Genomic DNA, 23,292 nt, shown 5'->3' on the forward strand with positions numbered 1-23,292 from the left:
GGATGATTAAATTTATTTTTGGTAAAATTTTTTTTATGAAAGATAATGATATTAAAGAAGCGAATAGTGATACGGTCTCCGCTAAATTGAAGTGGAAAGTAACAGCGGATGAAGGGAATGTGGTAGAACTTTATCGTGCTAAAAAGAAAGTTGGTGCCTTAACAATAAAGGGAAAAGGGAACGAAGTTTTTTTTGGTGAGTTATCTTCTTATGTTGGTAATATAACTATACAGGGTGATGAGAATAAGGTTTTTATAGGCGATGATAGTGTTATAAGAGCGCGGATATTGATTAAAGGTCATAATCAGAGAGTTTTTTTTGGTCAAAATACTACTATTCAATCTTGCTATATCCTATGTCAAGAGAGTTGCAATATCGAAATCGGCGATTGGTGCATGTTCTCAAGGGATATAGAGATACGTACCACTGACGCCCATTCTGTTGTAGATGTTAAAACTCGAGAGCGTATTAACAAGCCAGCCTCTGTCAAGATCGGTAATCATGTATGGGTAGGCGTAGGTAGTTTAATTAGCAAAGGCACTATTATCCCAGATGATTCCATAGTTGGTGCATATTCTTTCGTAAATAAGGAATTTGTTGACGAAAACGTGCTTATCGCAGGTGCACCTGCAAAAATAGTGAGATATGGAGTGACCTGGAACAGAGGGCGTAAGCCTAAATTCTCAAAGGCACAACTTGAGCATTGGAAAGAAACTCAATCAAAGGAGGAATGATTATGAAACTTAACGGATATGACATTTCAATTGCAAATACCAAAAAATTTACGTTGTTAGCAGGTATTAATGTTCTTGAGTCACGTGATCTCGCGATGACTGCCTGTAAGAAATATGTTGAGGTTTGTGGCAAGCTGGATATCCCCTACGTATTTAAAGCTAGTTTTGACAAGGCGAATCGCTCATCCATTCATTCCTATCGTGGCCCGGGTTTGGAAGAGGGCATGCGAATGTTTGAAGATGTCAAAAAAGAGTTCGGTGTGCCGGTGATTACTGATGTACATGAACCTTGGCAAGCGGCACCCGTGGCAGAAGTAGTGGATATTCTTCAGCTACCCGCTTTCCTTGCTCGCCAAACTGATTTGGTAATGGCGTTAGCGAAAACTGGCAAGCCCATCAATATTAAAAAGCCCCAGTTCTTAAGCCCTGGGCAAATGGTCAATATTGTTGAAAAGTTCAAAGAATCGGGTAACGAACAGCTGATGCTGTGCGACCGTGGTACTAGCTTTGGCTATGACAACCTGATCGTGGATATGCTTGGTTTTGGCGTTATGAAAGATACTTGTGGTGATTTGCCCATTATCTTTGATGTAACTCATGCGCTTCAACAACGTGACCCTCTTGGTGCTGCCTCTGGTGGTCGTCGCAAGCAGGCGTTGGAACTTGCACGTGCTGGCATGGCAGTGGGTATTGCGGGCTTGTTCCTCGAAGCCCACCCAGATCCGGATAATGCCAAGTGTGATGGCCCAAGCGCGCTTCCGCTTCACCTTTTAGAACCGTTCCTGACCCAGATAAAAGCTATTGATGATGCAGTGAAGTCTATGCCTGCGCTTGAAATTGATTAAGGAGCTGGGTGTGTCTGAATCACCGCGTATTGCATTAGTCATACCCGCTAGGTTTGGCTCAAGTAGACTGCCTGGAAAGCCACTGGCTGACTTATTGGGTAAACCCATGGTTCAGTGGGTATATGAGAAGGCACTGCAAGTGCCTTCTGCCAGTGTTGTGGTTGTGGCAACCGATGATCAACGTATTGTAGATGCAGTTCAAACCTTTGGTGGTCAGGTCGTTCTGACTTCTTCCCATCATCCATCAGGTACAGATCGGTTGGTTGAAGTAATGGGGCAAGTACATGCAGATATCTACATCAACCTTCAAGGAGATGAACCGCTCGTTCGTTCTGAAGATGTTGAGCAGCTTGCCCAAGGCATGTTAGCTGACCCCAGTGTAGATGTAGGTACGTTGTACCACGCCATTGATGATGGTGAAGCGCAAAACCCGAATGCGGTGAAAGTGGTATTGGGGCAGGCAGGCAACGCACTTTATTTCAGCCGTTCTCCCATTCCTTACCCGCGAGAGGGTGGCAAGCATCCAGGGTTTAAAAAGCATGTGGGTGTATATGCCTACCGTAAACGCATACTTGAGCAGTACGCTCAGTTGCCTGCCACGGCGCTTGAACAGACTGAGCAGCTTGAACAGTTGCGCTTACTAGCGGCAGGATTGCGTATTCGTGCCTTTGAAGTAGCGCCTACCGGCCCAGGTGTTGATACCCCAGAGTGTCTTGAGAAAGTGCGAGCCCTGTTAGAAGGGAAGTCTTATACGCCTGTTTCACCGCTAGCAAACGTCAGGCTGCTGATTACTGATGTAGACGGCGTGTTAACTGATGGTGGTATTTATTACGATGCCACTGGCGAGTGTTTAAAGCGTTTCCATGTGCGCGATGGGCTTGGCATGCGGTTGCTGGAAGAGAGCGGCATTCGTGTGGCGGTGCTTTCAGGGAGGGATTCTCCTACGCTGCGCAAGCGTGTAGCTGACCTTGGCATTAATCTTTGTGCGTTTGGTGTTAAGAATAAAGAGGCTGCGTGTATTGAACTCATGCAAGAGGCTGGTGTCACTGCTGAGCAGACTGCCTGCATTGGTGATGACTCGATTGATCTTCCCGCGTTTGCGGCGTGTGGGCTTTCTTATGCTGTGGCCGATGCGCCTGGTTATGTGAAGCAACATGCTACCGGTGTGCTTAAACTAGCGGGTGGACAGGGAGCCCTGCGTGAATTAGCAGATGCTATTCTCTTAGCGCATGGCAAGGAAGATGTATTTAGTTCAGCCGAAGGATTCCACTCAGTTTCGAGTGGGGCGGCTCAATAATTCGATGGAAAAGGAATGTAATAGTATGTCGAGTATCAATGTCGGTAAACAGGTTTTTGAAGTACAGGCCAAGGCACTGGAAGCCACGGCTACCCGACTGGATGGTGCTTTTGACCGCGCCGTAGATATGATTCTCGATACGCCGGGGCGCGTGGTTGTCTCTGGCATGGGAAAATCCGGCATTATCGGTAACAAAATTGCCGCTACCCTGGCTTCCACCGGTACACCAAGCTTTGCAGTACATCCAGCCGAAGCATACCATGGTGATTTGGGTATGTTTACAGCGGATGATGTGGTGATCCTGATTTCTTATAGTGGTGAAACTGAAGAGGTTATTCGTCTAATACCCTCTTTACGCCATTTCGGCGTTCAAACCATCGCTCTTGTGGGTAACCCTGAATCCACGCTTGGTCGCAATAGCGACTTGGTTTTGGATGTCTCGGTTGAGCGTGAAGCATGCCCTAATAATTTAGCGCCCACTACCTCTACCACTGTGGCGTTGGCAATGGGTGATGCTTTGGCCGTCGCGCTTATTGAACGGCGTGATTTTAAGCCACAGGATTTCGCGGTTTTCCATCCAGGTGGAAGTTTGGGGCGGCGCTTACTAACCCGAGTTAAAGACGTCATGCATTCGGAACTACCTATATGTGCGCCTCAAGACAACATGAAAGAAGTTATTATGACAATAACCCAGGTGGGCTTAGGTATTGCCGTAGTGGTCGACAGAGGCACTATCAAAGGTGTTATTACTGATGGCGACTTACGTCGAGCATTATTTAATCATGATAGTTTTGATGGTTTGACGGCGGCGAATGTAATGACACCGACTCCGTTAACTATCAATGAAACAGAAATGTTTGCGGACGCGGAAAATATCATGTTGAAATCTAATGTGACTTCTTTATTAGTAGTAAATGAAGATAGTGCATTAAGCGGTGTGCTTAAGCTGCAGGATGCTGGGCGCTTGGGTTAAGCTCAGAAGGTTGGTTCTTGCCTTCATAAAGCCAGCGAATAGCTGGCTTTTTTTGTGATAGATTACTCAAGTTTAGCTGATATAGTTAAGTTAATTTTGAAGCTATAATGTCTATAGATATTAGTTTTTACAAAGCAATGCTTATAGCCAATGTCAGGTGGAATTAAGCAGAGGGAGAGGCAAATGGAAGCCATCTTGAAAGCATTTTTTAATGAAACCCCTGATGCCAATGTAGCCAAGGAACGGGTGGCATTTGGCACTTCTGGCCATCGGGGCCGCGCTACCGAGCGCACCTTTAACGCGGCGCACATTATAGCCATTACCCAGGCCGTGGTGGACTACCGTATTGAAGAAGGCTACCAGGGACCGCTGTTTTTGGGCTTGGATACCCATGCGCTTTCCCGGCCAGCCTGGGAGTGTGCTTTGCGGGTACTGGCGGCCAATAAGGTGCCGGTGCTGGTTGAAAAAGACCATGGCTACACCGCCACACCGTTGGTCAGCCACGCGATTTTGCAACATAACCGATTACAGGGGCAGGGCTTGTCTGCTGCTGCCAAGGCCGATGGCCTGATTATTACCCCCTCGCATAATCCGCCGGAAGATGGCGGTATTAAGTATAACCCTTACCACGGTGGGCCGGCGGATACTGATGTCACCTCATGGATTGAGTTGCGCGCTAATGCGTACCTGATTCGTCAGTTAAGCGATATCACTTTGGTCTCGTTGGAAGAAGCGCTGGCCCACGCGCAGGAGCATGACTTTACTGCGCATTACGTGGCCCAGTTGGGCAACGTGGTGGATATGACCGCCATTCAAAATGCCAACCTAATCCTTGGGGTAGACCCCATGGGCGGTACGGCACTACCAGTATGGCAAGCAGTGGCGCAGCATTATGGCCTTAACCTTGACGTGGTTAACACCACGGTAGATACCAGTTTCAGTTTTATGCCGCCCGACCATGATGGCAAAATTCGTATGGATTGTTCCAGCGCCGATGCGATGGCTAATCTGCTGAAGATCAAAGATCGCTTCGATATCGCTTTCGGCAATGATCCTGATGCCGACCGCCACGGCATTGTGGATGCGAATGGTTTGATGAACCCCAACCACTTTTTAGCGGTATGCATTGATTACCTGATCACGCACCGCCCGGAGTGGGCGGCAACACTGAAAGTCGGCAAAACCCTGGTGTCATCCTCCATGATCGACCGTGTAGTGGCTTCCCATCAGCGTGAACTATATGAAGTGCCGGTGGGTTTTAAATGGTTTGTAGATGGCCTGCATGAAGGCTGGTTGGCTTTCGGTGGTGAAGAGAGTGCCGGTGCCAGCATGCTTACCCGCGATGGCAAACCATGGTCGACCGATAAAGATGGCATTGCGCTATGTCTGCTGGCCGCTGAAATTACCGCTGTCACCGGCAAAACTCCCAGCGAGTATTACCGTACGTTAACCGAGCGCTTTGGCGAGCCCTTCTACAAACGGGTGGATACGGCCTGCACGGTAGAAGAAAAAGCGGCATTCAAAAAGCTAAGCGCGGAAAGCGTGACTGATACCACGTTGGCGGGCGACCCGATTACCGCTGTATTGGTAGATGCACCTGGAAATGGAGCTGCCATCGGTGGTTTAAAAGTCACCACTGAAAATGGTTGGTTCGCGGCGCGCCCCAGTGGTACGGAATCTCTCTATAAAGTGTATGCTGAAAGCTTTAAAGGCTCCCGGCATTTGGATGAGTTGATTGAAAGCGCCAAAGCTCTATTGTCGGGTGTGTTGAAAGGGTAGTGAGTTGCCGGAGCACGGAAGACTCAGGTACTGCTCAATTTCGTGTAAAATGAGTGGGTGGCGTGGGCAACGTAACGAAAAAGGAAGTGATTAATGACTCAAGTGCGTAAAGCGATTATTCCGGTAGCCGGCTTCGGTACGCGGCTATTGCCGATCAGCAAGGCGATACCCAAAGAGATGGTGCCTGTGGTTGACCGGCCTTTGATTCAGCATGTGGTCGAGGAAGCGCTGGCATCGGGAATCAATGAAATCATTTTGGTTACGCGGGCAGGCAAGTCAGCGATTGAAGACCACTTTGATGCACACTTTGAGCTTGAGCACTCATTAGCGAGCAAAGGCAAGGATGAGATGTTAAAGACGCTCGCTGCCATTGCACCGGAAAAATTAAAGGTGACCAGTGTACGCCAGCCTAATGCGAAAGGCTTGGGCCATGCCATTTTCTGTGCTGCTCATTTGTTGGATGAGAATGAGCCGTTTGCCGTTATCCTGCCGGATGTATTGGTGAAGCCCCAGGTAGGCAACAGTGTTTGTGATTTGGGCAGTATGGTTGAGCGTTGGAGCGCTAACAACGCCGCTCAGATCATGGTGGAGGCGGTGCCCGAGGAAGAGGTGTATCGCTATGGTATCGTCGATTGCGACGAGCCCAGTGCCGGTGAAAGTGCGGATATGCGTGGCGTGGTAGAAAAGCCGAAACCGGAAGAGGCGCCTTCACGCCTTTCTGTTATTGGCCGTTATGTGCTGCCGTATCGCATTATGGAGTTGCTGCGCGACCTGCCACCCGGTGCGGGTAATGAGATCCAGTTGACCGATGCCATCGATCGCTTGATGCAAGAGGGGCAAACTGTTCAAGCGTTTCGTATGCAGGGCCGCACGTTCGATTGTGGCCATGTGGAAGGTTGGCTGCAGGCCAATACCACTTTGGCTCGTGAGGCCGGTTACGACCTTTAAACCACGCTGTGTCCAATCTGTTATGTTTGTTGTTTGGGAAGTTAGTGGTATGAATAAAACCGTCTGAATTTTCAGGCGGTTTTTTTATGTGAAGTGGGGGCATCCATGCAGGATTTAGTCGAACAGGTGTTGGCGATTGCCGTTGAAGCAGGCGATACCATTATGGCGGTGTATGGGCGTGACTTTTCTGTAGAGCTAAAAGATGACCTCAGCCCTCTTACCGAAGCCGATAAAGCAGCCCATACCGTGATTGTACGTGGTTTGGAGAGACTGCCCGTTCAGCTCCCTGTGCTTTCTGAAGAGGACGTGGAAGGGTTCTCGGGAGTGAGCGATGATGGCCGTTACTGGTTGGTAGACCCGCTGGATGGCACTAAAGAGTTTGTGAAGCGCAATGATGAGTTCACCGTCAATATCGCGCTGATCGATAACGGTAGGCCAGTACTGGGTGTGGTTACCGCTCCTGCCTTGGGAGTGGCGTATATGGCGGCGGAGGGTGTCGGTGCATTCAAGATTGATCGTGATGGCCTGCGCCATGCCATTCGGGTATCGGGTAAGCCGTCCGAAGGGGAAGTCTGGCGCGTGGTGGGTAGCCGATCCCATACAAGCCCTAAGTTGGCCGAGTGGCTGGATGCGTTGGGGCCTCATACTGTTCAGCCCATGGGCAGTTCGCTTAAATTTTGTCTGATTGCGGAGGGTAAAGCTGGTGTGTATCCCCGCCTGGGGCCTACCTGCTTATGGGATTCTGCGGCTGCGCATGCTGTCGTTCAGCAGGCCGGGGGGCGTGTTGTGAATTTGGAGGGTGAGCCATTGAGCTATGCCAATCCCAGTGAGATTTTAAACCCCGACTTTGTGGTGTGGGGGTATTAATCTAAGGTACAGAAGTACAAAGCCTTGGCCTCTTCGTTTGTTTTTCGTTTATTAGTTTTTATATATGCACTATAAATGGGCAGCTTTTTTAATACTTTAGTCTATTTTTTGCCAAGAAATCCTCTATACCAAACCGGCATAGGGTATGCATAAATCCATGCCCGCAGTTAAATACTCTCACGCTCTGGCCAGCCTAATGATGTATGTAACTGCAAATGGTATGACGCTATGCCCTATGTCCACGATACGCTGTCACGACTGGCAAAAAGTAGCCCTGCACAGTCTGAATTTTATCAAGCCACGGAAGAAGTGCTTGAATGCCTGCGACCTTTGTTTGAGCGCGCTTCCCACTATCATGAGCACAATATTATTGAGCGGATAGTCGAACCCGAGCGTCAGGTCATGTTTCGGGTTAGCTGGGTGGATGATGCCGGGCGTGTGCAGGTGAATAAGGGCTATCGCGTACAGTTTAATTCAGCGCTAGGGCCTTATAAGGGTGGGTTGCGTTTTCACCCCAGTGTGTCATCAGGCACGATCAAGTTTTTGGGTTTTGAACAAATCTTTAAAAACGCGCTGACCGGTTTGCCTATTGGTGGCGGTAAGGGTGGTGCTGACTTTAATCCCAAGGGGAAGTCAGATAATGAAATTATGCGTTTCTGCCAGTCGTTTATGTCTGAACTCTACCGCCACATAGGGCCGCATTGCGATGTTCCAGCCGGGGATATTGGTGTTGGCGCCAGGGAGATTGGCTATCTCTTTGGTCAGTACAAACGCCTGACAGGACAGTACGAAGGGGTGCTGACAGGTAAGGGGCTTAACTGGGGAGGCTCGTTTGGCCGTAAGGAGGCCACTGGCTATGGGGCCGTTTACTTTGCCCATAATATGCTGGCGGCACGGGGTGAGGAGTTGAGCGGCAAAACCTGTTTGGTATCTGGCGCGGGTAATGTGGCTATCTATACCATTGAGAAGCTGTATGAGTTGGGTGCCAGGCCGATTACTTGTAGTGACTCCTGCGGCACCATCCATGATCCCAGTGGGATCGATCTTGGCTTGTTGAAGCAGCTTAAGGAAGTGCAGCGCACTTCGTTAGAGGCGTATGTGCATGAACACCCGGAGGCGCACTATATCTCGGTGCGGGATTATCCCCAGGGTGGTCATGCGGTTTGGCACATTAAGGGCGATGTGGCGTTTCCTTGCGCGACCCAAAATGAGCTGACCGCAGCCGACGCGGAAATAATGCTGGCGAATGGAGTGCGCTGTGTTAGTGAGGGGGCCAACATGCCCTCTACCAAAGAGGCTGTTGATCTCTTTATCGAGGCCAACATTGCTTACGGGCCGGGTAAAGCGGCGAATGCGGGTGGGGTCGCTACCAGCCAGTTGGAAATGGCCCAGAACAGCAGCATGGAGCAGTGGCCGTTAGAGAAAGTAGATGAAAAGTTGAGGCAGATTATGGCTAACATTCATCGCCAGTGTGCGGAAACTGCCGAAGAGTTTGGTGAACCAGATAACCTGGTGCTGGGGGCCAATATTGCGGGTTTCCGTAAAGTGGCTGATGCAATGATAGAGCAAGGCGTTACCTGATCCGCTTGATCAGTTAATTCGTATATCGTGGTGGTACGCAGTCCTTTCCTTAAGGGAAAGGGCTGTTTTTTTTATTGCTTTCCAAGGAGAGTGAACATGGGGCAGCGTCCTCCTATTATCATTAACCGTCTTGATGCTGAGCGCATTCAGCGCTTGATTGATCATGCGTCCGAGAAAGACCTGATGGTGGCTGAGCTGCTTGATGAGGAGTTATCGCGCGGTGAAGTGTTGGATCCTCAGGATATTCCTGATGATGTGGTGAGCATGAACAGCCAGATACGCTTTACCGATCTTACCCGTGGGCGGCAGATGATTCGGACGTTGGTATATCCGCATGCATTGGAAAGCGTACCGGATGGGATTTCGGTGATGGCTCCCATCGGTGCGGCGTTAATTGGTTTAAAAGTAGGCGATGTGATTGAGTGGCCGCTTCCCAACCAGACGGAAGTTCGCCTGCGTATTGATGCTATTTTCTGGCAACCTGAACGTGAGAAGCAGTTTCATCGTTGATGGTGGTAAATGGTAAATGGTGTTGTACGCGTGGCAAGCGAAGCGCACCACTGCGGCAACCCGGCACGAGGGCGCCGGGGCTACTCCCAGTTCATTTCCGCAACTGTGGGAGTATCGTGTGCGCCCCAATCACGTTCATACCACCCTTTCTGCACGCATTGATGAAAACTTGACCACTCCCAATCCCGCGGTGCTTTGGCCCACCCATGCTTTACCGGGTTGTAATGAATGTAATCCATGTGCTGCTGCCAATCGTGTTCATCACGAATGGCGTGTTCCCAAAAACCGCGCTGCCAGGCGCTTTGTGTTCCTGGTGGGAATAGAAACTCACTGGAGGCATATTTTTTTACATCACGCCAGCGGGAGGAGTAGTCGGTGTCCCCCTCCGGTAGTGTCCAGAGGCAGTGCATGTGGTCGGGGAGCAGTACGAAGGCATCCATCACAAAGGGTTGTTCTTCACGTACGCGGCGAAAAGCGCGTCCCAGGGCATCGATGTTAAGCTGATCAGCCAATAAGGGCTGGCGGGCATAGGTAACCACTGTGAAGAAGTAAGTGCCGCCAGGGATATGTGAGCGTCGATAGGTAGCCACTGCTGCCTCCATGCAGAAAAAATGAGAATGGCCATAGCCTACCTTTAAGTGACGCACTTTTGTAGCGCGTGGTAAGCGAAGCACACCCGCGAGCATTTTGCATAAGCACAACGCGCAGCGGTGCCGGGGGTTGATTACGGCGGTACAACCGGGGCGGCTTCGCCGCCACTCGCGGGTGCCTCATTTGCTTGTGCCTCGCAAGGTTCGTTACCACGCGCTACGGGTTTGTTGCCACTGTTGGGTATGTGCTTAGCTTTTTTGCAGGCTATCGACCGAGAGTTCGATGTGCTGTGGGCGTTGCAGCACGTTGAGTAGCACAATGGCGCGTTCTTCGCCTTTGCAGCGTTTGAATACGGCTTCTAGGTCTTTGAAGGGGCCATCGGTGATGGTGACTTTCTCACCAGCGCAGAAGTAGGTGTGGCTGCCTTCTTCGTGGTGTGGCTGCGCCCGTAGGGTGTCCACCAGGGCGTCCGGCACTGCAATCGGGTTATTGCCGAACGTGAGCAGACGTAGCACACCCCGGGTTGAGCGGATAGGCCGCCAGTTACTCACTATCTGATCCAGGCGTATAAACAGATAGTAGGGAAACAGCGGCTCGGTGACCATGGTCAACTTGCCCTGGCGCTTGCGCTGGGCATTTAATACCGGGTGAAATACCTCGTAACCCTGGTTGGTGAGGTGCTCAGCAGCGCGGAAGGATTCACTGCCTTTGCACTGAATCACGTACCAGCTGGGTGTCACGCTTTCGTGATTATCTACCCCCATCGCGTTACCCTTGGGCGTCGGCGAGTAGGGTGGCTAATGCATCCAGCGTTTCGTCGATATGAGCCTGGGTGTGTTCGCAGGAGAGGAAGAAGCGTAGCCGGGCGCTTCTTTCAGGCACCGCCGGATACAGAATGGGCTGTACGTTAATGTGTTGCTGCAGCAGTGCGTGGGAGAGGTGTGCCGCCAGTGGTGAACTGCCCACAATAACCGGCACGACTGCCGAGCCAATGCTGTGGCCGGTATCCATGCCGCGGCCCTGGGCCTGTTCCAGAAAGTAGCGGGAGATGGATTGCAGCTTGGCAACGCGCTCAGGTTCTTGCTGCATCAGTTCCAGTACTTTAAGCGAAGGGGCTGCGACCTGGGCGGGCATACCAACGCTATATAGAAAGCCCGGCGCAAAGTAACGTAGGGTTTCGACCAGTGCTTTATTGCCCGCAATATAACCGCCGCAGCCGGAGAGCGTTTTGCTCATGGTACCCATCCAGATATCAACATCCGTTGGGTCAATCGCAAAATGCTCCCGCAGCCCCAGGCCGGTTTCACCCATGACTCCGAAGGAGTGGGCTTCATCCACCATCAGCCATACCTGATGGCGCTGCTTTAGCGCTATAAAACGTGGCAGGTCGGGAATATCGCCGTCCATGCTGTAGAGCCCTTCGATCACCACCAGCACCCGTTCAAACTGATGCCGGTGGCGGCTTAGCAGTGTTTCCAGGGCTTCGGGGTCGTTGTGGCTGAACGACATCCGCTTGGCGCCGGAAAGCTGGGCACCCACCAGTGAGCTGTTGTGAATGTACTCATCGTGCAATACCAGGTCTTTGGGACCCAGCAGATACCCCAGCGTGGATACGTTGGTGGCGTGGCCGCTAACAAAGGCAACCGCATCTTCAACCGCGTAGGCGCTGGCGATGGCGTGTTCCAACTCACCATGTATAGGGCGCTCCCCTGATACCACGCGGCTGGCGGATACCGAGGTGCCATAGCGTGCTGCTGCATCACAGGCCGCTTTAACTACCCGCTGGTCACCTGAGTAGCCCAGGTAGTTATAGCTGGCGAAGTTGATACAGGTATGGCCCTGAATCACGCTGGTGGCGCCGGCAAGTCCTTCATGCACCTTAAAAAACGGGTCGATCAGCCCTAGCTGCTCTGCCCCCTGGCGCATCATGGCAAGCTGCTGATAGCCAGGGTGAGCGTCGAACCGCGTGAAGCGATCTGGAACTGAACGGGATGCATCCGCCCCCTGAGAGGAGGATGCCGTTTGACTGGTGGCACGGGCTGAGGGACGTTTGCGTGCTTGTTCCAGTAGTTGTCGTTTCAGATCAGTGTGCTTGGCGGTCATGGTATCTCGGTAACAGGTGTTGAAGTCGACTCACTCTTGAGCCCGTCTGCCCCGTGACGGGCGGCCAGAGAGGCTAACGCATCTTGTGGCGCTTCTTCAACGTCATCATCGTACTGGTGAAGCTTTTTAATCAACACGCCTGCCAGCTTATCGAGCGTTGAGGCTTCACTGAGCACCATCACCGGTACCTGAACACCCAGCCGGTTTTCGATGGCGGTCATCAGCTCAACGCCCATCAGCGAGTCGAAGCCCATATCGTATACTGAGCGGTTAATATCGATCTTCTCTTCGTCGATCAGCAGAATGCTGGCCAGCTCTGCACGCAGCAGTTCGGTTACCGTGCTGTGCAGCTCTTCCGGCGATAAATCAGCCAGTAGGGCGCTGATATCGTCATCGTTGTCAGTGCTGCCGTCATCGTCGCTGGCCCGGGCAATCTCATTGAACCGTGGTGCCTCTGCAGTGGGCAGGAAGCGTGCCAGCGCTCCCCATTCCAGCTCCAGTACGCCCAGGCTTGGCCCTGGCGCCAGCAGCATTTGTTCCAGCACTTTCAAGGCATCGTCGGAACGCAGGGCTGAACCACCCAGGCGTTCCTGTAGTGCATCACGGGTACGGGTGTTACGTGCCAGGAAGCCAACATCCTCTATGGCGCCCCAGCGTACGCAGGTGGCGGGTAACCCTTCGGCACGACGGCCAGCAGCAAAGGCTTCCAGCCAGTGGTTGGCGGCCACGTAGTTGGCTTGGCCGGGGTTGCCGAACAGCGTGGTGGCTGAGGAGTAGAGAATAAAGAAGTCCAACTCTGTGCCACGGGTTAGGGCATCCAGATGGCGGGCACCATCAATCTTGGGTGCCAGTACCTTGTGAATGCGCTCGGCGTCCAGGTTGCGAATCAGGCCGTCGTCGATCACAGTGGCGGCATGCACAATGCCTCGCAGCGGCCCTAACTCGCCCTTGGCGCGTTCCAGCAGGCTGGCGAGGGCATCACGATCGGTGATGTCGCACGCGGCAGCCAGCACATTAACCCCTTGGGCTTCGAAATCGGCCAATGCTGCCTGGGCTTCTTCACTGGCAGGGCCGCTACGGCTGATTAGAATCAACTGGCGAGCCCCTTTGCTCACCAGCCACTGGGCGGTTTTCAGTCCAAAGCCGCCCAGGCCGCCGGTAACCAAATAGCTGGCATCGGCAGGTAGTGTTAACACGCCGCTACCAAGCACTTCATTACGGGGCGGTGCAATGGGCTGCTCGTAGGTGACGACCACTTTGCCGATCTGGCGTGCCTGCTGCATATAGCGGAAGGCATCAATCACCTGGTTGTGGCTGAATGCGGTAAACGGTAGCGGGCTTAAGGTGCCATCGTTAAACAGCGCCATCATTTCACCGAACAGGCGTTGAGTAAGGGCGGGCTGCACCTTCATCAACTGGTCGGAGTCGATACCGAAGTAACTGAGGTTGTTACGGAAGGGGCGCAAACCAATATGCGTGTTTTCATAGAAGTCGCGTTTGCCCAGTTCCAGGAAGCGGCCAAATGGACGCAGAGCCCGCAGGTTCTGGTTGATCGCTTCACCGGCCAGGGAGTTAAGCACGATATCCACGCCTTCACCCTGGGTATCTTCCAGAATTTCTTCGGCAAAGGTGAGGGAGCGCGAATCGTACAGGCGCTCTTCACCCATCAGACGTAGGAAGTCGCGTTTCTCTTCAGAACCGACGGTGGCGTAGATCTCTGCTCCCATCCACTGGGCAATCTGTAACGCAGCAATACCTACGCCGCCTGCGGCACCGTGAATCAGTACTTTCTCTCCGGGTTCCAGCCGCGCCAGATGTTTCAGCGCGTAGTACACCGTAAAGAAGGTGGTGGGAATGGTGGCGGCAGCCGCGTAGCTAACCCCTTCGGGCAGCGGTGCCACGGCGTGCTGGCTGGCAATTAGCCTGTCGCTGAAGCTTGCCGGGCCGAAGCCGACCACAGCCTGGCCTGGGGCAACGTGATTTACGTTTTTACCAACCGCGACCACCTCACCTGAGAATTCGAGGCCCAGGGTCGGCCCGGCAAAGCCGTTTTCAATCGCTTCATCCGATAGTAGCCCCAGGGTATACATCACATCGCGGAAGTTAAGGCCAGTGGCTTTAACACGAATCTCAACATCATCAGCCCCCAGCGCTGGCAATTGACGCGGCCGCCACTGTAGCTGACGAAGCTGACCCGGCAGGGTAAAGCCAAGGGTCATCGCCTGACGCGGTGCAGAGTCCGTTCCGTCTTCTGCCTGTTGCACTTCGGGGTGCGGTGCAGGCAGGGTGCGCAGTCGGGTAGCCAGGCGGGTGCCTGCGTCGGTAATGACGACTTCGTTTTCGCTATCCGGTGTTACCAGCGAGGCTGCCAGGGTAGCCAGGGCGGCATCGCTGGGTGTTGCTGGCAAATCGATCAGCGTAACGCTGTGGCCCACTGCCTCGTTGGCAAGCGAGCGACCAAAGCCCCATAGGGCTGCATCATCAGTACCCTTATGGGCTGGGTTGTTGAAACCCGTCTCGTTGTAACCAGCGCTGTTGAAGCTGACAGTAGGCAGCCATAGCGTAACACGGCTGCCTTGTTCTTCAAGGCCGCTTGCTTCCAACGCCAAAGACCACTGCTGAGCGGTATAGCAGCGCTGGGTTTGGGCGGCAGTCGATTGCGCTCCCAGCAGGTGAAGGTCGATAACGTTGAGTGCTGCTGGTGCTTGCGCCATTCCTTCCAGGGCTTCGCCAAGTACTGCTTCAGGTATGGCATCGCCAATGGTTAGCGTTATGTTGCCTTCTGAGGTGTCAGCACTTAATGCTTCAGATAGCCGTGCAGCCAGTGCCTCGTGCTCATTATCCGCCACAATGATATGGCGTGTAGGAGTAATTGTCTGTCCAGCATTGGTGGCAGGTTCTGCCGAAGCTTGTACATGTAGCAGGTAAGCGCCGGTGCCACTCTCTTCCAGGGCGATAGGCGCAGACACGCTAAAGCCCAACTGGCTTAACCATTCGCTTAGGGTGCTTTGTTCCAAAGCGGTTTGATCGATTCCTGGCGTTGCCAGCACATCATCCAGCCAACGGCTGGGGGAAATTCCGATCACTATAAGCTGTGCACCGGGGGCAAGCTGCGCCGGTAGTGCTTCAATCAATTGGTGTGTGCGTGCAGGCTGGGTGACATCCACACTGATAAAGGCTAACTGGGCTTTTTTAGCCGTAGCCAGTGCGGGGAGTGTGTCGTCCAGCGGTTGCACATCCATGAGCGGGAATCGCTCTTGAAGTTGCTCAGCCAGATGGAGGGCCGTATCGCTGGTGGTGATTACCCGGTAGTGGTGAGTACCTTTGGCAATCTGGCTGGCATTGGCAAGCTGTTCTAGCAGGCGCTGCCCCAGTGCTGGTGCGCAGGGGCCTGCTTCCAGCAATTGCAGGCGCTGGCCTTCCGGCAGGCTGGTAAGGGCGGCTTCCATTAACGCGCCAAGCTCGGTGGCTAGTACTTGCCAGCCGCTTTCACCAATCAGTACTCGGTTAATGCCTGTTAGATGCTCGGCGGTAATCCCCAGGCTTTCCAACTCGGCACTGCCATTGGCAAGCTGTTCACGGTGCAGCCCAAGGCGGCCCACCAAATGTATCGGGGCGAAGTAGTCGGGGTAGTCCTGCACCAACAACTGCCAGATGGTTTCTGGTGCCAACTGCTCGTCGTCGCCTTCTACGCAGTAGCCTTGTTGGGCAAAGGCTTCGCTCAGGCTATCCAGCAGAGGGGCAACTTCCTGGGCATAACGCTGACCGGTACTTGCTGCATAGGCATCGCTGAGCCCGGCCAAACGACCGAGTGCCCCGGCGGGTAGCGGCAGGGCGGCAGCAGTAAGCGGCGCTGGTGTCAGTTCGATATCCAGGTAGCTAAAGTGCTGGTGATGGGCGCGGTTCAAGCGGATGGCTTTAAAGCGCGTTTGGCTAAGTACGGCGATGGCGTTGCCTGCGGCGTCATACAGCTCGAAGTCTGCGGTAAATGAGTGCGGGGCGCGTTTGCCCATCACCGCACGGGCCAGCACCGGTGTACCGGCTTCAGCATTCACCTGGATACGGCCTACACGCACGGGTACAAACGCCAGATGCGCGGAAAAATCGCTGTGCTGGGCCAGCAACGGGATAAACATCTGGAAGGCGCTATCCAGAATGCCGGGGTGTACGTGTAACGAATCCAGCTGTGCCTGCATCTCTGCGGAGAGGCTGATTTCACCGATCACGCTGTCGCCTTCAATCCAGCCATGGCTAATCGCCTGGAACGCGGGGCCGTAATGCAGGCCGATACGCTCGGCCATCTGCAGGTGCTCGGCCAGGGTGTAATCAGGCGCGCGGTCAGGCCGGACGGGTGCCTGACGCTTAAGCAGGAAGCCGCGGCTTTCGCGCATGCGCCGGGCCACGGCGTTTAACTGCCATTCGTTGCCGGTGGCGGGCTCGCGGGAGTGAATCTCCAGGCAGCCATCATCGGGGTCCAGGGTTAAACGCATGGCGCGGCCATTGTGGCCGTCCAGCAGTAGTGGTGCGCGGATCTCCAGCTCTTCAATATCCAGCAGCGGGGTGTCTTTCTGCTGAAGGGCGGCGGCCAGGGCCAGCTCTACAAACCCCGCGCCAGGGAATACCGCGCCTTCACCAACCACATGGTCGGCCAGCCATGGTTGGCGCTTGGTATCCAACTGGCTTTCCCATGTATGGTTCTGTTGGACCAGCGGGTAGCCGAGTAGCGGGTGCTGGTAATAGCGCGATAGCAGGCCCTGCCCATCGTTCGTGCCTTGCACCCAGTGGTGGGTACGTTGCCACGCATAACGAGGGAGTAAAACGCGTTGGCCTTCAACCGGGAAGAAGCGGCGGTTATCCAGCGGTAAGCCACTGAGCAACAACTGACTAAGGCTACGCGTTAGCCCTTCAAGGCCGGACTTATGACGTTCGATGGTGCCAAACACCAAACCGCTGCGCTCTTGCACGCGCAGGGATTCGTTAAGGTAGCGGCGTAGAATGGGGTGGGCACCCACTTCCACGAAAACATTGTAGCCTTGCTCAATCAGCGCAGCTGCGGCGTTATCAAAGAGCACCGGCTCACGGATATTGAGCCACCAGTAGTTGGCATCCAGCTTGGTGCCTTCGCTGATAGCACCAGTAACTGTTGAAATATAAGGGATTTTGGTGGATTTGGGCGTGATATCTGCCAGTGCTTCCACGACCCCTGCCTTAATGCTATCCATGGCTGGGCTATGGAAGGCATAATCCAGGGGTAGCCGCTTAGCAAAGGCGTCATGAGTGCTCAGTACTGCCTCCAGCTCTCCCAACTGTTCCCGGTCACCTGCCAGGGTAATGCCCTTGGGGCTGTTAATCCCCGCCAAACACACTTGATTGAATTCGGGCTTTGCAAGCCATGGGGCAATATCTTCCGCGCTCATGGCGACGGCGGTCATCTCGCCCAGTCCGCGGGTTTTACCCTGATAGAAACTGCGGTAGTAAATAACCTTAACGGCATCTTCCAGGCTAAGGGCTCCAGCCGCCCAGGCGGCAGCCACTTCCCCGACACTGTGGCCGAAAACTGCCGCTGGTTTTATGCCGTGACTAGCAAGCCATTCAGTTAACGCAACCTGTAATGCAAACAGCGCGGGTTGGGCAATTTCAGTACGTGCAAAACGCTCTTCATCGCTAGTGCTATCGCTATTATGCCCCGCCAGCTCATCGCGTAGTGAAAAATCACCATGCTGCTGGAACAGAGCGTCCACCCGGTCAATGGCATCGCTAAAGGTGGTGTCGCTCTCCAACAGGTCGTGGCCCATGGTTTCCCACTGGCAGCCGTTGCCGTCATAAACAAACACGGGACCGCGTGCATTGGCTAACCGCTCAAGGGTCGTGATCTGGCTGGTGTCTCCTGCGGCAAACTGGCTTAACGCGTTCGCAGCGTCTTCAGGGGTCCTGGCAAAACAGAGCGCCCCCTGGGGGTGCTGCTCGCGGTGGCTGAATAGGGTGTGGGCGATATCGTAGAACGGTTGATCACTTTCGCTCAGGTGGGTGGCGAGCGCACGGGCGTTCTCGGTTAGCGCTTCCTGGTTGCGAGCGCTGATGCGTATTGGCAGTGCTTCTTCAGGCGTATGGCTGGGTGCCGCTGGCTTTTCTGGAGCGCTTTCTAAAATAACGTGGGCGTTTGCACCGCCAAAGCCAAAGGAGTTAACGCCAATAATCAAGCGGCCCTGCTTTTTCAGTGGCTGGGCTTTGGTGACAACGCTGATGTTCCACTCATCAAATTTGATCCGCGGGTTGAGCTTGCGAATGCCGATGGTGGCAGGTACTTCGCGGTGTTGCAGGCTGTATAGTGCCTTGGCAAGTCCTGCTGCCCCAGAGGCAGTCTCCAGGTGTCCAAGGTTACTTTTTACTGAGCCAATCAGCAGTGGTGTTTTACGGTGTTTGCCCAATGCCTCACCAATGGCACGGGTTTCAATCGGGTCACCGACTGCCGTGCCGGTACCGTGGGCTTCCAGATAGTCGATTTCATCCGGTGAAATGCCCGCCTGCTCGTAGGCACGACGCATCAGGTCAATCTGGGCGCTGGGGTTAGGTACCGTTAAGCCGGATTTATGGCCGTCGGTATTGACCGCTGAGCCAGCGACCACTGCCAGGATATTGTCGCCATCGGCAATGGCCTGTTCGTAATCTTTGAGTAAAAACAGCCCAGCCCCTTCCGAGCGCACGTAGCCATTGCCCGCTTCATCAAATACCTGGCAGCGGCCAGTGGGCGACAACATGCTGGCCTTTGAGAAGATAATAAAGCCGTATGGGTGCAGGTGCAGGCTGATGCCGCCTGCCAGTGCCATGCTGGTTTCACCACTGCGAATGGATTGGCAGGCTTGATGAAATGCGACCATGGATGAGGAGCAGGCGGTGTCCAGTGACATACTGGGGCCGTGCAGGTCGAATACGTAGGAGAGGCGGTTCGAGGCGATGGAGGAGGTATTGCCCGTGGCGGTAGAGGCATCAATCGCTGCCATGTCATCGGCTATGCGATACGAGTAGTCGAGGCTGGCGACGCCAAGAAAAACGCCGCATTGGCTGCCTCGCAGGCTGCTGGGTACAATGCCCGCGCTTTCCATGGCTTCCCAGGCAAGCTCCAGCAGTATGCGTTGCTGTGGGTCCATATTGGCCGCTTCGCGGGGCGAAATGCCGAAAAACTCTGCGTCGAATCCACTGATATCGCCCAGACTGCCGGCGGCAAAAGTCACGCTGGTACCAGGGTGGTGCTTATCCGGGTGCAAATAGGCATCGTGGCTCCAGCGGTCAGGTGCGACGCTGGTGACGAGGTCTTTTTCGGCTTGCAGGTCCTGCCAGAACGTTTCAGGGGTGGTGCCGGGGAAACGATGGGCGGCGCCGATGATGGCAACGCGTTTAGTCATTCTTGCTCCTGAGGTTCTGGTTCTGCCTTGATCACATCGTTACTTATATCGCGCCCAAACACTTGTTTAAATAGTTGGACGCCAAGCTCGTTTGCTGCCATTCCTTGCAACTTTTGCTCAGTATGCAGTTGGTCGGAAGAAAAGGTTGTAGACCATATCATGTAAGGTGTGCTGCCAGCAGGGGGCGAGAAATACCTGTATGCAGCGGGCAAAATCGGCACATGGTCACCGTACCAGCCTAGCACCCCCGGCCTAATTGCTGAATTTAGCGATGTTTTAACGTTGGCTAACATTTGATCCGCTTCATCTAAATGGTGCAAATAGACGGCTAAATCCCGTAACTGTTCAGATAATGGCCAAGGTGCATTGGGTAGCGTTGCGCTTGTTCGCTCCTGGTTGGGCGCTTCCAGGTGCAGTGGACCATGATTTTCCATGGTGATGACAAATACAAATAGTGGCCTATTATCGTCATCTTCAAGCAGCCGTCCAATTTTTCGTGCAACGGCGCGGTCACCTATGTACTGGCCATGCCAGTCCTGACTGACGAACTCGCTGATATCGATAAATTCATCAAAGCCAAGTTTGGGAATAACACGATCGCGCATATAGAACGTGGCAGGGTAAGGGTGAACGCATACAGTGCGGTAACCCTGTGATTTAAAAGCGGTGGCTATACTCGGCAAAGGGTGGCGCGAGAGGGTGCGATAAGGGTTGAACTGGCGGACTCCCCAGGTATCAGGTGCAAGACCTGTGAGTACGGCGCACTCGGTTCGTACGGTATTGGCACCCCAGGCCGGGACGCTTAGTTCGCCATGCTGTATCGCTTCGGCACGGGTGGCATCAAAGTGTTGTAAGAGCGTGGGAGCAATTTCCGGACACCAGGAGCGTGGATCGCAAAACGATTCGCTTTGCACAAGTATCACATTTGGCAGCTCTGCCCGCTGTTGGGCATTTAATGTAATGGTTGCGATGCCATAAAAGGGCGATGAGGTAGAACTGGGAGGTGACGAGCGCATGAGTGCAATACCGTAGGCCCATAGACTGGCAAACAGACCCAGGCGGTTTAGGTCAGCAATGGGGGCTAGCGTGATCGGCAGTAGCTTTCGCCAGCCAAGCCAGATCAGTAGTGTGCCGGCGGCAGCCAATCCGATGCTATGGAGCAGAAAGACCCCACCACCCCACTGGCTGACCAGTGAAGGCTCGAAGTAGAGAAAACTGCCAATGGCGATGGCACCTGCACTGCTGGCGGCAACCGCTAGCCCAATACCGAAAAATGGCACGTAGAGCCGTGGGTGGCGTATGGCATCCCAAAAGTACTCGAAGTCGTGGCATATAAAAGGCTCGTTAAGGGTGCGTGACTTGGTATTGCTGGACTGCACAAGGACCAGTTCCAGGGAAAGAATAAACATCACTACAAACCATGGGCGCTGCAGTACCAGAAGAAACACACCAAACAGCAGTAACCAGCTACCCAGGTGCAGGCTGTTGGCGGCCACACTGCGTTGCCATACCGGGCGGGGTCGGGGGCTTAACAGCGCTTCGCACAGAAGGCTGCCTGCCAGGCCGATGGCTAGTGGTGCCAACAAGGTAATAGAGAGGGAGGTGTGCATCTACTCGCCTCCTGTGTGATTAAAGCCCAGGCGTTTAACCAGCCACTGGGATACGCCTGCGGGCAGTACCGCAAGCCACCAGGTGCCGAAATTCAGCGGAAAAGGGAAACTGACCCTGGCGCGGTTGGCGCTTATCCCGCGGGCAATCACCCTGGCAGCACGTTCCGGAGACCACTCCCAGGGTTTGGGGCCTGGCATAGCGTTGCACATGGGGGATGTAACATAGCCTGGCATTACCACGGTAACGCCAATGCCATGAGGTGCTAGCAGACCGCGTAGTCCTTCTCCGTAGGCTTTAATACCCGCTTTGCTGGCGCTATAACTGGGCGCTGTGGGTAAACCGTACCAGCCCGCTAACGAACTGATGAATACCAACTGGCCGGAGCCTCTGGCCTGCATGGCGGGTACCAGGTGTTGCGCCATGGCGATTGGGGTTTTTAAGTTAATATCCAGCAGTGCCTCTACCTCATTCCAGGGTTCCAGCATACTGTCAGCCTGGGGATGGGTGTTCTTGCCTGCGTTGGCAATGACGATATCGGGTATGTGTTCGGTACACAGGGTGGTTAACCACTGTTTCAGCTCAGCATCATCGGTTAGCTTGATGGATGAAAGGGTTACCGAAGCACCAGCGGCCCGGCACTCTTCAGCGAGTGCCAGCAGTGCCTGCTGCTGGCGCCCATGCAGTACCAGGTGTGTCTCCGGTGTGGCGTAGACACGCGCTAGCGCACCACCAATCGCACCGGTGGCACCTGTGATCAGCACGCAGCGCGGGCGAGGTGGGTGGTTTGTATGTTCTGACGTGGTGTTACCAACGCTCAAAGCAACTTCTCCAGCGGTGAAGGGCAGGCTTCCAGTATACGCGCTGCGTTATCCACCGCTAAATTAATGCCGGTTTGGCAGTAGTAGCCGCCATTGACTTGTGCGGTATGCATCACGGTATTGCGAAAGTAGCCAAACAGTACATTGTTGGGCGGCGGTGGTTGATGCCAAAACTCTTCCAGCGGGCCTTCATAAGTTAGACCTGCCAGATTATAGATAGGGTCGCTTAAGGCAAAGGTGGGGCACTGTTTCTCCAGTGACACGATGCCAACGGTGCTGTTGACCGTTACCGTGCCCACCGCATGCTTGATGAGTGTGTTCAGGTCACCGGACTCCAGGTACACAATGCGGCCCGCCAAGCCGTAAAACGTTGCCAGTTTTTGGATAATCTGCGGGTAGTTGACCAGGCCCATATCGAGAGGGTGGTTTTTAATACACAACAGCGTATCGCTGGGAGCATGTGTGGCAAACGACCCCATCACATGATTCATCACCTCTTCCATATTGGCGTAGGGGGAGTGGTCACGGATCTGTGCATCGGTATTGAGCTGCAGTGGTAGCATAAAATAGGGTCTGCCACCTTCTACCAATGCCTTGATGTGCTCGGCATCCTGCTTCTTCCATTGTCTAAGTAGCGTAAAGCGCTTCAGGTAGCCCGCATACTCCATTGGTGCGGTGATGGATGCATGGTTACGGTAGTGCGGCGCTATCAGGGGATTGGCTAATCCACTTAGGTGATAGCAGACATCATGTACTGCACGCACCTTGAACGACGAGCGGAAGCGAACGGGAGGTGGCAGTTCGGGCAGGACCTTCCCTGTTTCATAGAACCAGTTAGGGTCACGGGGCAGCAGTGAGTGGCCGTTAACCCCTTCACGTTCCAGCGTGATCCAGAAGGGGCGGAAATAGCCCTCCTCGAAAACGTGGGTGCGTACTCCCGCTGCGGGTGCCAGATCTATCGCCGGGCGGTGTACCGGGCGGCGGTCGCCAAAGGCGACTTGGTCGGTAATGCCATAGCGTTGCCACAGCGCCTGGATATAGTCAGGAAGCTTGCTTACCGGGCCTCGGAACAGGTGGCTTTTGCTATTTGTGCGCTGCCAGTAAGCAATATCGCCTGCGTTGAAGTGGACCTTGACCACGCGGTGCCCATCGTCGGTGAGCCGACGGGCCAGACGCTGATAAAAGGGCGAGCAAACGCCTTGTAGGAATAAAAATGAGCGCTTCTGCTTCAA

Annotated in this window: 16 protein-coding genes; 9 read left to right on the forward strand and 7 right to left on the reverse strand. The window is 53.9% G+C overall.

Annotated features, from left to right (window positions below):
- Positions 1 to 2 precede the first annotated feature (2 nt).
- The 9 genes from HP566_RS21350 (at position 3) to rnk (ending at position 9,534) form a co-directional block, all read left to right on the forward strand.
- Positions 3 to 734 carry an acyltransferase gene (locus HP566_RS21350; protein WP_249979312.1) on the forward strand — a complete coding sequence of 244 codons (732 nt, stop codon included), beginning with the start codon at positions 3 to 5 and terminating at the stop codon, positions 732 to 734.
- Between the two features lie 2 nt (positions 735 to 736).
- Positions 737 to 1,579 (forward strand): 3-deoxy-8-phosphooctulonate synthase, encoded by an 843-nt coding sequence (gene kdsA, locus HP566_RS21355; protein WP_249979313.1) that lies wholly within the window; start codon positions 737 to 739, stop codon positions 1,577 to 1,579.
- Between the two features lie 10 nt (positions 1,580 to 1,589).
- Positions 1,590 to 2,876: a 3-deoxy-manno-octulosonate cytidylyltransferase gene (kdsB, locus tag HP566_RS21360; RefSeq protein WP_249979314.1), complete on the forward strand. Its 1,287-nt coding sequence runs from the start codon at positions 1,590 to 1,592 to the stop codon at positions 2,874 to 2,876.
- A 25-nt stretch (positions 2,877 to 2,901) separates the two neighbouring features.
- Complete coding sequence (locus tag HP566_RS21365) at positions 2,902 to 3,849, forward strand: KpsF/GutQ family sugar-phosphate isomerase (protein WP_249979315.1); 948 nt, start codon at positions 2,902 to 2,904, stop codon at positions 3,847 to 3,849.
- 183 nt (positions 3,850 to 4,032) lie between these two features.
- Positions 4,033 to 5,628: a phosphoglucomutase (alpha-D-glucose-1,6-bisphosphate-dependent) gene (gene pgm, locus HP566_RS21370; RefSeq protein WP_249979316.1), complete on the forward strand. Its 1,596-nt coding sequence runs from the start codon at positions 4,033 to 4,035 to the stop codon at positions 5,626 to 5,628.
- A gap of 93 nt (positions 5,629 to 5,721) precedes the next feature.
- The gene (locus HP566_RS21375; RefSeq protein ID WP_249979317.1) at positions 5,722 to 6,576 is read left to right on the forward strand and encodes a UTP--glucose-1-phosphate uridylyltransferase; all 855 of its coding nucleotides are present in this window, start codon (positions 5,722 to 5,724) and stop codon (positions 6,574 to 6,576) included.
- A 105-nt stretch (positions 6,577 to 6,681) separates the two neighbouring features.
- Positions 6,682 to 7,443: a 3'(2'),5'-bisphosphate nucleotidase CysQ gene (gene cysQ / locus HP566_RS21380; RefSeq protein ID WP_249979318.1), complete on the forward strand. Its 762-nt coding sequence runs from the start codon at positions 6,682 to 6,684 to the stop codon at positions 7,441 to 7,443.
- 228 nt (positions 7,444 to 7,671) lie between these two features.
- Positions 7,672 to 9,024, forward strand: a complete 1,353-nt coding sequence (gdhA, locus tag HP566_RS21385; RefSeq protein ID WP_249979319.1) for an NADP-specific glutamate dehydrogenase — start codon at positions 7,672 to 7,674, stop codon at positions 9,022 to 9,024.
- Positions 9,025 to 9,120: 96 nt separating this feature from the next.
- Entirely contained in the window at positions 9,121 to 9,534 is a 414-nt protein-coding gene (gene rnk, locus HP566_RS21390; protein ID WP_249979320.1) for a nucleoside diphosphate kinase regulator, read from the forward strand.
- An 80-nt stretch (positions 9,535 to 9,614) separates the two neighbouring features.
- On the opposite strand, the gene HP566_RS21395 is transcribed toward rnk, so the two are convergent.
- The 7 genes from HP566_RS21395 to HP566_RS21425 all read right to left on the reverse strand — a co-directional run bounded on the left by HP566_RS21395 (position 9,615) and on the right by HP566_RS21425 (position 23,292).
- Positions 9,615 to 10,124: an REP-associated tyrosine transposase gene (locus HP566_RS21395; protein WP_249979321.1), complete on the reverse strand. Its 510-nt coding sequence runs from the start codon at positions 10,122 to 10,124 to the stop codon at positions 9,615 to 9,617.
- Positions 10,125 to 10,373: 249 nt separating this feature from the next.
- Positions 10,374 to 10,889, reverse strand: coding sequence for a transcription/translation regulatory transformer protein RfaH (rfaH, locus tag HP566_RS21400; RefSeq protein ID WP_249979322.1), 516 nt, complete (start codon positions 10,887 to 10,889; stop codon positions 10,374 to 10,376).
- A 4-nt stretch (positions 10,890 to 10,893) separates the two neighbouring features.
- The gene (locus tag HP566_RS21405; RefSeq protein ID WP_249979323.1) at positions 10,894 to 12,228 is read right to left on the reverse strand and encodes an aminotransferase class I/II-fold pyridoxal phosphate-dependent enzyme; all 1,335 of its coding nucleotides are present in this window, start codon (positions 12,226 to 12,228) and stop codon (positions 10,894 to 10,896) included.
- Positions 12,225 to 19,631: a type I polyketide synthase gene (locus HP566_RS21410; RefSeq protein ID WP_249979324.1), complete on the reverse strand. Its 7,407-nt coding sequence runs from the start codon at positions 19,629 to 19,631 to the stop codon at positions 12,225 to 12,227. The genes HP566_RS21405 and HP566_RS21410 overlap by 4 nt, the downstream gene beginning before the upstream one ends.
- On the reverse strand, positions 19,628 to 21,241 hold the full coding sequence (locus HP566_RS21415) for an LTA synthase family protein (protein ID WP_249979325.1): 1,614 nt from the start codon (positions 21,239 to 21,241) through the stop codon (positions 19,628 to 19,630). Before HP566_RS21415 ends, HP566_RS21410 begins: the two co-directional genes overlap by 4 nt.
- Positions 21,242 to 22,060: an SDR family NAD(P)-dependent oxidoreductase gene (locus HP566_RS21420; protein ID WP_249979326.1), complete on the reverse strand. Its 819-nt coding sequence runs from the start codon at positions 22,058 to 22,060 to the stop codon at positions 21,242 to 21,244.
- A complete protein-coding gene (locus tag HP566_RS21425; RefSeq protein WP_249979327.1) occupies positions 22,057 to 23,292 on the reverse strand; it encodes a capsule biosynthesis protein in 1,236 nt (411 codons plus the stop codon). Before HP566_RS21425 ends, HP566_RS21420 begins: the two co-directional genes overlap by 4 nt.

The organism is Vreelandella olivaria, assembly GCF_023507745.1.
Lineage (GTDB): Bacteria > Pseudomonadota > Gammaproteobacteria > Pseudomonadales > Halomonadaceae > Vreelandella > Vreelandella olivaria_A.